General features: G+C 60.8%; 9 protein-coding genes. All 9 read left to right on the plus strand.

What is annotated here, in order from left to right; translation table 11 throughout:
* Positions 1-386: 386 nt before the first annotated feature.
* Complete coding sequence (rpsB, locus tag ACE3OH_RS15630; RefSeq protein ID WP_374354922.1) at positions 387-1109, plus strand: 30S ribosomal protein S2; 723 nt, start codon at positions 387-389, stop codon at positions 1107-1109.
* An 86-nt stretch (positions 1110-1195) separates the two neighbouring features.
* On the plus strand, positions 1196-2068 hold the full coding sequence (tsf, locus tag ACE3OH_RS15635) for a translation elongation factor Ts (RefSeq protein WP_374354925.1): 873 nt from the start codon (positions 1196-1198) through the stop codon (positions 2066-2068).
* Positions 2069-2202: 134 nt separating this feature from the next.
* Positions 2203-2922, plus strand: coding sequence for a UMP kinase (gene pyrH, locus ACE3OH_RS15640; protein ID WP_374354928.1), 720 nt, complete (start codon positions 2203-2205; stop codon positions 2920-2922).
* Between the two features lie 421 nt (positions 2923-3343).
* The gene (gene frr / locus ACE3OH_RS15645; protein ID WP_374354933.1) at positions 3344-3901 is read left to right on the plus strand and encodes a ribosome recycling factor; all 558 of its coding nucleotides are present in this window, start codon (positions 3344-3346) and stop codon (positions 3899-3901) included.
* A 215-nt stretch (positions 3902-4116) separates the two neighbouring features.
* A complete protein-coding gene (gene uppS, locus ACE3OH_RS15650; RefSeq protein ID WP_374354948.1) occupies positions 4117-4806 on the plus strand; it encodes a polyprenyl diphosphate synthase in 690 nt (229 codons plus the stop codon).
* Positions 4807-4808: 2 nt separating this feature from the next.
* A complete protein-coding gene (locus ACE3OH_RS15655; RefSeq protein ID WP_374354936.1) occupies positions 4809-5633 on the plus strand; it encodes a phosphatidate cytidylyltransferase in 825 nt (274 codons plus the stop codon).
* Positions 5634-5638: 5 nt separating this feature from the next.
* Complete coding sequence (gene ispC / locus ACE3OH_RS15660) at positions 5639-6829, plus strand: 1-deoxy-D-xylulose-5-phosphate reductoisomerase (protein ID WP_374354939.1); 1191 nt, start codon at positions 5639-5641, stop codon at positions 6827-6829.
* 63 nt (positions 6830-6892) lie between these two features.
* Positions 6893-8245: an RIP metalloprotease RseP gene (gene rseP, locus ACE3OH_RS15665; protein ID WP_374354942.1), complete on the plus strand. Its 1353-nt coding sequence runs from the start codon at positions 6893-6895 to the stop codon at positions 8243-8245.
* A 66-nt stretch (positions 8246-8311) separates the two neighbouring features.
* On the plus strand, positions 8312-8644 hold a 333-nt coding region (locus tag ACE3OH_RS15670), incomplete at its 3' end, for a POTRA domain-containing protein (protein ID WP_374354945.1).

Raw genomic sequence — 8644 nt, forward strand, 5'->3', positions numbered from 1 at the left:
GGCTGCGCGCGCCGAGGCCAGTTGCAAGGCGCTGGGCGAGCAATGCCCCTTGGTCGATTGATCGGCCGCCAAGTGCCGGCCTGATCGGCGTCATTGGCCGGCGAACGGCTTTGCCGGGAAGGCCTGGCTAGTGCAATGGCCGGGAAGTGCCGCCTGCCCCGGTTTGCCTGCTGCGGGTGAGCCTGGCGACCTTCTCACCCAGTCGCTTCCAAAGGCCATGTCTTGCGGAGTCTTGCAATGCCGGTCTACAATAGCGGGCTTCCCGGAGTTCCGGGGAGACATTCTCCCGCCCGCGCGAGCCAGGGTGTGCCAAGTCAGGCGAATACGCCGGCACGGCATGTCGGTCGCGGGTGGTAAGTCCAAACCCTCGCAATGGAGTTCCCATTATGTCCGTCAGCATGCGCGAAATGCTGGAAGCCGGTGTTCACTTCGGCCACCAGACCCGTTACTGGAACCCGAAGATGGCACCGTTCATCTTTGGTCATCGCAACAAGATTCACATCGTCAATCTGGAAAAGACCCTGCCGATGTTCGAGTCGGCGCTCGCCTATGTGCGTCGTCTGACCGCCAACAAGGGTTCGGTGCTGTTCGTTGGCACCAAGCGCCAGGCTCGCGAAATCGTTCGTGAAGAAGCCCTGCGCGCTGGCGCACCTTTCGTTGACCATCGCTGGCTCGGCGGCATGCTGACCAACTACAAGACGGTCAAGCAATCGATCAAGCGCCTGAACGAACTGCAAGTCACCCTGGCTGATCCGAACAACGGCTACTCGAAGAAAGAGTTGCTGACCCTGAGCCGCGAAGTCACCAAGCTGGAAACCTCGCTGGGCGGCATCAAGGACATGAACGGCCTGCCAGATGCGATCTTCGTGATCGACGTCGGCTACCAGAAGGGTGCCATCGTTGAAGCGCAGAAGCTGGGCATCCCGGTGATCGGCGTGGTGGATACCAACAACTCGCCCGAAGGCATCGATTACATCATTCCAGGTAACGATGACTCGGCTCGCGCCATCCGCCTGTACGCCCGTGGCGTGGCTGATGCCGTGCTGGAAGGCCGTGCCCAGGCTATCCAGGAAATCGTTGCTGCCGGCGCCGAAGCGCAAGCCGCTTAATCGAGCTGTCATACGATTCAAGCAATAAAGGGGCGCAAGCCCCTTTTTGCTACCTTTACCGAATTTGAGATCTAAGGAGTATCAACATGGCGGAAATCACCGCAAAGATGGTTGGCGAACTGCGCGAAATGACCGGTCTGGGCATGATGGATTGCAAGAAGGCCCTGGTCGAAGCCAATGGTGACCTGAAGGCTGCTGAAGAAGCGCTGCGCATCAAGTCGGGCAACAAGGCTTCCAAGGTAGCTGGCCGTACCGCTGCTGAAGGTACCGTTGCCGTGTTCGTCAAGGGCAATATCGCTGCCCTGGCCGAAGTGAACTGCGAAACCGACTTCGTCGGCAAGGATGCAGGCTTCCTCGCCTTTGCCCAAGCCGCTGCTGAAGCCATCGCCACTGCCAACCCGGCCGACGTGGAAGCGCTGGGCGCGGTGAAGACCGCCTCCGGCGAAACCGTGGAAGAAATGCGCAAGGCCATCATCGCCAAGCTGGGCGAGAACATCAATGTGCGTCGCTTCACCCGTTTCGACACCACCGGCAGCCTGGCTACCTATCTGCACGGCTCCAAGATCGGTGTCGTGGTGGACTACACCGGCGGCAACGAAGTGATGGGCAAGGATATCGCCATGCATATCGCTGCTTCCAAGCCCAAGTCGCTGGATGCATCGGGCGTGGACGCCGAGCTGATCGACACCGAGCGCCGCGTTGCCATCGAGCGTGCCAAGGAAGCCGGCAAGCCGGAAGCCATGTGGGACAAGATCGCCGAAGGCACCGTGCAGAAGTTCCTCAAGGACGTCACCTTGCTGAGCCAGCCTTTCGTCAAGGACGACAAGCAGACCATCGAGCAACTGCTCAAGGCCAATGGCGCAACCGTCAAGTCGTTCACCATGTATGTGGTGGGCGAGGGCATCGAGAAGAAGGTTGTTGACTTCGCTGCCGAAGTTGCCGCTGCCGCCAAGGTTTAAGCAGTACCTGCCGTACCGACAACCGTCCGGGGTGACCCGGACGGTTGTTTTGCAAGTAGCGCCGGCAAATGCCGAACTTTTCCGGTTTGCCCTGCTACAAAGAAGCGATTTCCTCCAACAGCCAAGGTGAGCCCATGAGCCAATCCCCAGTCTACAAACGCATTCTTCTCAAACTGTCGGGCGAAGCACTGATGGGTGAGGACAGCTATGGCATCAACCGCGCAACGGTTGAGCGCATTGTGGCCGAAGTGAAGGAAGTGGCGGAACTGGGTGTGCAAGTGGCGGTGGTGATCGGTGGCGGCAATATCTTCCGTGGCGTGGCGCCAGCGGCAGCCGGCATGGATAGAGCAACCGCCGACTATATGGGCATGCTGGCCACGGTGATGAATGCCATGGCCTTGCAAGATGCCATGCGCCAGCAGGGCCTGATCAGCCGGGTGCAGTCTGCGCTGACCATCCAGCAAGTGGCCGAGCCGTATATTCGCCCCAAGGCGATCCAGTATCTGGAAGAAGGCAAGGTGGTGATTTTCGGTGCCGGCACCGGTAACCCTTTCTTCACTACCGATACCGCAGCCGCACTGCGCGGCATGGAAATGAGCGCCGATGTGGTGCTCAAAGCCACCAAGGTTGACGGCGTCTATACCGATGATCCGAAAAAGAACCCGGATGCGGTGCGCTACTCCTCGCTGACCTTCGATGAGGCGATTTCCAAGAATCTCAAGGTGATGGACGCCACCGCGCTGGCGCTGTGCCGCGACCAGAACATGAATATCCGCGTGTTCAGCATCTTCAAGGCCGGCGCGCTCAAGCGCGTGGTGCTGGGTGAGGATGAGGGTACGCTGGTTCACTGCTGACCGGCCTGGCTGCGGTTTGTATTTGGACTGCAGCTTCGCCAGGCGAAGCCCGGCGGGATGGACCATTGGTGCTGATCGGGCCGGTCCCTGATTTAGTCCGACTCCCCCCGTCCTCGCCGCCGCGAGGGAGCTTGGCTTGCTGCAGTGAGGTGTTTGAAGCGGTATCGTTGACCGATGCCTTGCGGGATGGGTGCTTGGTGATCGTTGGGGCTGGCCCCTGGTTCCACATCTCCCGTCGTTGCTTGCCGGCAAGGGAGCTTCGGTAGCGCTCGTGGCTATTTCAAATCCTGCCCGGTACGTGCTTTTGGTGCGTATGGCTATGAGCGGCAGGCCTGCATTTTTCTCAAGCCATTTCCTGTTTTTCCTGGCGGACGGCATAATTCCGCCTTTATTCAATCAGACAACCACACAGGAGCGAGAGATGATCGCCGACGTGAAGAAAAACACCGAACAGAAGATGCAGAAGTCGGTGGAAAACCTCAAGGCCAATCTGGCCAAGGTCCGCACCGGCCGCGCCCATACCGGTCTGCTCGATCACATTACCGTGGATTACTACGGCAACCCGACGCCAATCAATCAGGTGGCCAGCGTTACCCTGATGGATGCCCGCACCTTGTCGGTATCGCCCTTCGAAAAGAAGATGGGCGCCGCTATCGAGAAGGCGATCCGCGATTCCGATCTGGGCCTGAACCCTGCCTCGATGGGCGATGTGGTGCGGGTGCCGATGCCAGCACTGACCGAAGAGCGCCGTCGCGACCTGATCAAGGTGGTGCGCGGTGAGGCGGAAGAGAGCCGGGTGGCGGTGCGCAATCTGCGCCGCGACGCCAATGAGCAGCTGAAAAAGGCGGTCAAGGACAAGGCCATCTCGGAAGACGACGAGCGCCGTGGTACGGACGATGTGCAGAAGCTGACCGACAAATACATTGCCGAGATCGACAAGCATCTGGCAGAAAAAGAAAAAGAATTGCTGACGGTTTAACTGTCCTGTGCACCCTGCTGATGTCGATCGGCAGGGTGTAATACTTTATATATCAACGTTTTATCGCCAAGGGTCGGCCGCGGTGCCATGCATAGTGTGGCGGAGCGCATGGCCTGGCGACATATTCCAAGTCAGGCAAGCACGTGGCCCTGTTTCAGAGTTCGACCCGCGAAGTTCCCACCGTCGCAACCGTACCACGCCATATCGCCATCATCATGGATGGCAATGGCCGCTGGGCCAAGAAGCGCTTTCTGCCACGCATTGCCGGCCACAAGCAGGGCGTGGAAACGGTGCGCGAAGTGGTCAAGGCCTGTTCCGAGCTGGGGGTGGGTTATCTGACCCTGTTTGCCTTTTCCAGCGAGAACTGGCGGCGTCCGCAGGAGGAAGTATCGTTCCTGATGGGGCTGTTTCTCGGCGCGCTGGAGCGCGAAGTGGAAAAGCTCGATCGCAATGGCATCCGCCTGCGCATCATCGGCCGGCGTGACCGCTTTGCCGGCGAAATCGTGCAGATGATCGAGCGGGCCGAGGCGCGCACTGCCCACAATACCGGCCTCACCCTCACCGTGGCTGCCGACTATGGCGGGCGCTGGGACATCATGCATGCCACCCAGTCCTTGCTGAAGGCGCGGCCTGAGTTGGTCCATGCCGGTTTTGACGAGGCAGACCTGGAACCCTTCCTCGCCATGGCCTACGCGCCGGAGCCGGATCTGTTCATCCGTACCGGCGGTGAAGCGCGTGTATCGAACTTCCTGCTGTGGCAGCTCGCCTATACCGAGCTGTATTTCACCGACGCCTTCTGGCCCGATTTCAATCGCACCGCGCTGGAGGCTGCCATTGCCTCGTATCAACAGCGCGAACGCCGCTATGGCCGCACCAGCGAACAGTTGATCGCGGGCGGTGCCTGATCATGCTGAAGACACGCATTATCACTGCCTTGCTATTGCTGCCCGTGGTGCTGGGCTGCCTGTTCTTCGGTCCGCCTCTGCTCTGGGGCGGCTTTACCCTGTTCGCCCTGACATTGGGTGCCTGGGAGTGGTCGCGTTTTGCCCGTTTCAATGGCAATGAAATGCGCGTTTTCATCGGCGCATTCCTGTGCACTGGCCTCGCTTGGCTGTTCTTGCCGGAAATGCGTGCTGCCGCACCCTTGCTCGACGGATTGTCGCTGCTGTTCTGGCTGTTGCTGGCGCCGCTATGGCTGTCCAGAAAATGGACCTTGAGCCGCAAATGGCTGGCTGCCTTGCTCGGCTGGCTATTGCTGCTGGCCGCCCTGATGGCGATGACCCGGCTGCATGGCCTGAAAAACGGCCCCTTGGTACTGCTGCAAATCCTGGCGATCGCCTGGGTGGCTGATGTTGCCGCCTATTTCACCGGTCGTGCCTTTGGCCGGCGCAAGCTGGCGCCGAGCATCAGCCCCGGCAAGAGCTGGGAGGGCGTATGTGGCGCCCTGCTGGCGGTGAGCATCTATTTGCTGTTGCTTTATCATTTCAAAGCGCCGCTGGTCACGGCGATTCCGCTATGGGTATTGCTGCCGTTGGGTTGGGCCCTGACGGCGGTCAGCGTGGTCGGTGATCTGTTCGAATCGCTGCTCAAGCGCCAGGTTGGCCTGAAAGACTCCAGCAATCTCTTGCCCGGCCACGGTGGCGTGCTCGATCGCATCGATAGCCTGCTGGCGCTGGCGCCGGTGGCTGCTGGCCTGTTGTTCGGCTACTTTTTTCTGGTCCTGCTGGGTTGATTGCCATGCATAAACCGCAATTGCTCACCATTCTTGGCGCGACCGGCAGCATCGGCGTCAGTACACTGGATGTGGTGGCGCGCCATCCGGATCGTTACCGGGTGCTGGCCCTCACCGCCCATGGGCAGCTCGATCGCCTGGTCGAGCAATGCATCGTGCATCGCCCTCGCTATGCCGTATTGGCCGAACCGGCGCGGCTGCCCGAGTTGGCAAGCCGGCTGGCCGCAGCCGGCTGTGGCGAGATCGAAACCCTGGCAGGGATCGAGGCGCTGGAATACGTCGCCTGCCTGCCGGAGGTGGATGCGGTGATGGCCGCCATCGTCGGTGCGGCCGGCATGCGCCCGACACTGGCGGCAGCACGCGCCGGCAAGCGCATCTTGCTCGCCAATAAAGAAACGCTGGTGATGGCCGGCCAGCTGTTTATGGACGCGGCCCGTGATGGCGGCGCCACCTTGCTGCCGATCGACTCCGAACACAATGCCATTTACCAGTGCCTGCCGCAGCCATTCAGCGACGCGGCCGAGCAAGGGGTGCGGCGGATTCTGCTCACTGCATCGGGCGGACCTTTCCGCCGCTTCAGCCAGGCGGAGCTGGCGACCGTCACGCCAGCGCAAGCGGTGAAGCACCCGAACTGGAGCATGGGTCGCAAGATTTCGGTGGATTCGGCCAGCCTGATGAACAAGGGGCTGGAGGTGATCGAGGCGCGCTGGTTGTTCGATCTGGCGCCCGAGCGCATCAAGGTGGTGGTGCATCCGCAAAGCGTGATCCACTCGATGGTGGAATATGTCGATGGTTCGGTGCTGGCGCAGCTGGGTAACCCGGATATGCGCACACCGATTGCCTATGGCCTGGCCTGGCCGGAACGGATCGAAGCCGGCGTGGCGCCGCTCGATCTGTTCGACATCGCCCAGCTGAATTTCGAGGCGCCCGATCTTGATCGCTTCCCCTGCCTCGCCTTGGCCTTTGAAGCCTTGCAACTTGGTGGCGCCGCGCCGGCTGTGCTCAATGCCGCCAATGAAGTGGCGGTGGACGCCTTCCTCGCTGGCGAATTGGACTTTGTCGGCATTGCACGGGTGAATGCCGCTACCCTGCGCGGCCTGGCGCGTGACTTTGATGCCGCCAGCCTGGAAAGCCTCACTGCGGCCGATGCCGCGGCCAGACAGATGGCGCGCAGCTTGTTGCGGCTTGCGGTGTAAGCTGTCCGGCCGCGCCAGAGGCCGGCGAATCTTGAAACCCGCGTTCGATTACAGGTAGTGGTCATGCATCTTCTGTTTACGCTGGCAGCCTTTGCTGTCGCCATCGGTGTGCTGGTAGCGGTGCATGAATATGGCCACTACTGGGTGGCCAAGCGCTGCAACGTCAAAATACTCACTTTTTCCATTGGCTTTGGCACGCCCATCAAGGTGTGGCAGCGTGGTGAAACGCTGTGGCAGCTGGCCGCCATCCCGCTTGGTGGCTATGTGAAGATGCTGGATGAGCGCGAAGCGCCAGTGGCGGACAATGAGCTTCATCGCGCCTTCAATCGTCAGTCGGTGGCAAGGCGCATGGCCATTGTGGTAGCCGGCCCGGTGGCCAATCTGCTGCTGGCCATCTTGCTGTATTGGGTGATCTTTGTATCCGGTGTGGTGCTTACCGCCCCGAAAATCGGCTCCATCCTGCCTGCGAGCCAGGCGGCGCAGGCTGGACTCGTCGCTGGCGATACGGTGGCCGCCATCAATGGCAAGCCGGTGGAGAGCTGGTCCGACGTCAAGCTTGCCCTGGTTGATGCGGCCTCGGCCAATACCGCCATCGATATGAGTCTGCTGGGCCGCAATGGCGAGCAGCGGCAAGCCCATCTGGATTTCAGCCATTTCGACAAGGACAAGGTCGACGGCGATACTGCCGAGCGAATCGGTATGTCGCTGGCAGTCTATCTGCCGCGCCTGGGCAAGATCGAGCCGGGTGGCGTGGCGGCAAGCAGTGCCATGCGCGAAGGCGATGGCCTGGTTGCGGTGAATGGGCAGGCTACGCCTGACTGGTTGAGTTTTTCTACCGCAATACGCGCACTGCCGGGCAAGCCGGCCCTGATCACGCTGAATCGTGGTGGCCAACCGGTGCAGGTACAGATCACTCCGCGCGCCGAAATGGTCGATGGCAAGCTGCTCGGTCGCATCGGCATCCATCCGGCCTTTGACGAGGCGGCCATGCAGGCGCTGAACCTGCCGCGCAGCTATGGGCCGGTGCCGGCACTGGGCCTGGCTGTGCGCCAGACCTGGGAAACAGCAACGCTGTCGGTGCGCATGATGTGGCGCATGGTGATGGGTCAGGTATCGGTGAAGCAGATATCCGGCCCGGTGGCGATTGCCGGCTATGCCGGGCAAACCGCCAAACTGGGCTTGCGGCCCTACCTGGAATTCCTGTGCATGATCAGCATCAGCCTGGGCGTACTCAACCTTCTCCCCATTCCGGTGCTGGATGGCGGGCATTTGTTGTATTATTCGGCCGAACTTTTGCGGGGCCGGCCCCTGTCGGAGCGCGCCATGGAACTCGGTCAGCGCGTGGGCGTCGGAATCCTCGCCGTGTTGATGTCGGTGGCCCTGTTCAATGACATCTCACGTTTGGTCGGCAGCTGACTTGCCGATTCCCTTACTTCAATCCAGCGGTGGCACGGGTTTCTGGCCCTGCCGCCGGATGTGTTTATGAAACCGACCTCGCTTACGCTCGCATTGTTTGCCGCATTCGGCATTTCGTTCACCGCCCACGCTTTCGACGCTTTTGTCATCAAGGAGATTCGGGTTGAAGGTATCCAGCGCACCGAGGCTGGTACCGTGTTCAATTATCTGCCAGTCAAGGTTGGCGATCGTATCGACAACGACAAAGCCAGTGCGGCGATCAAGGCGCTGTTTGCTACCGGCTTTTACAACGATGTGCGCATCGAAGCGGACAAGGACGCGCTGATCATCACCGTGGACGAGCGCCCGGTAATCGCCGAGATCAAGGTCGATGGCGCCAAGGACATCGAGGCCGACCAG

The organism is Chitinimonas sp. (assembly GCF_041904975.1).
Classification (GTDB): domain Bacteria; phylum Pseudomonadota; class Gammaproteobacteria; order Burkholderiales; family Chitinimonadaceae; genus Chitinimonas.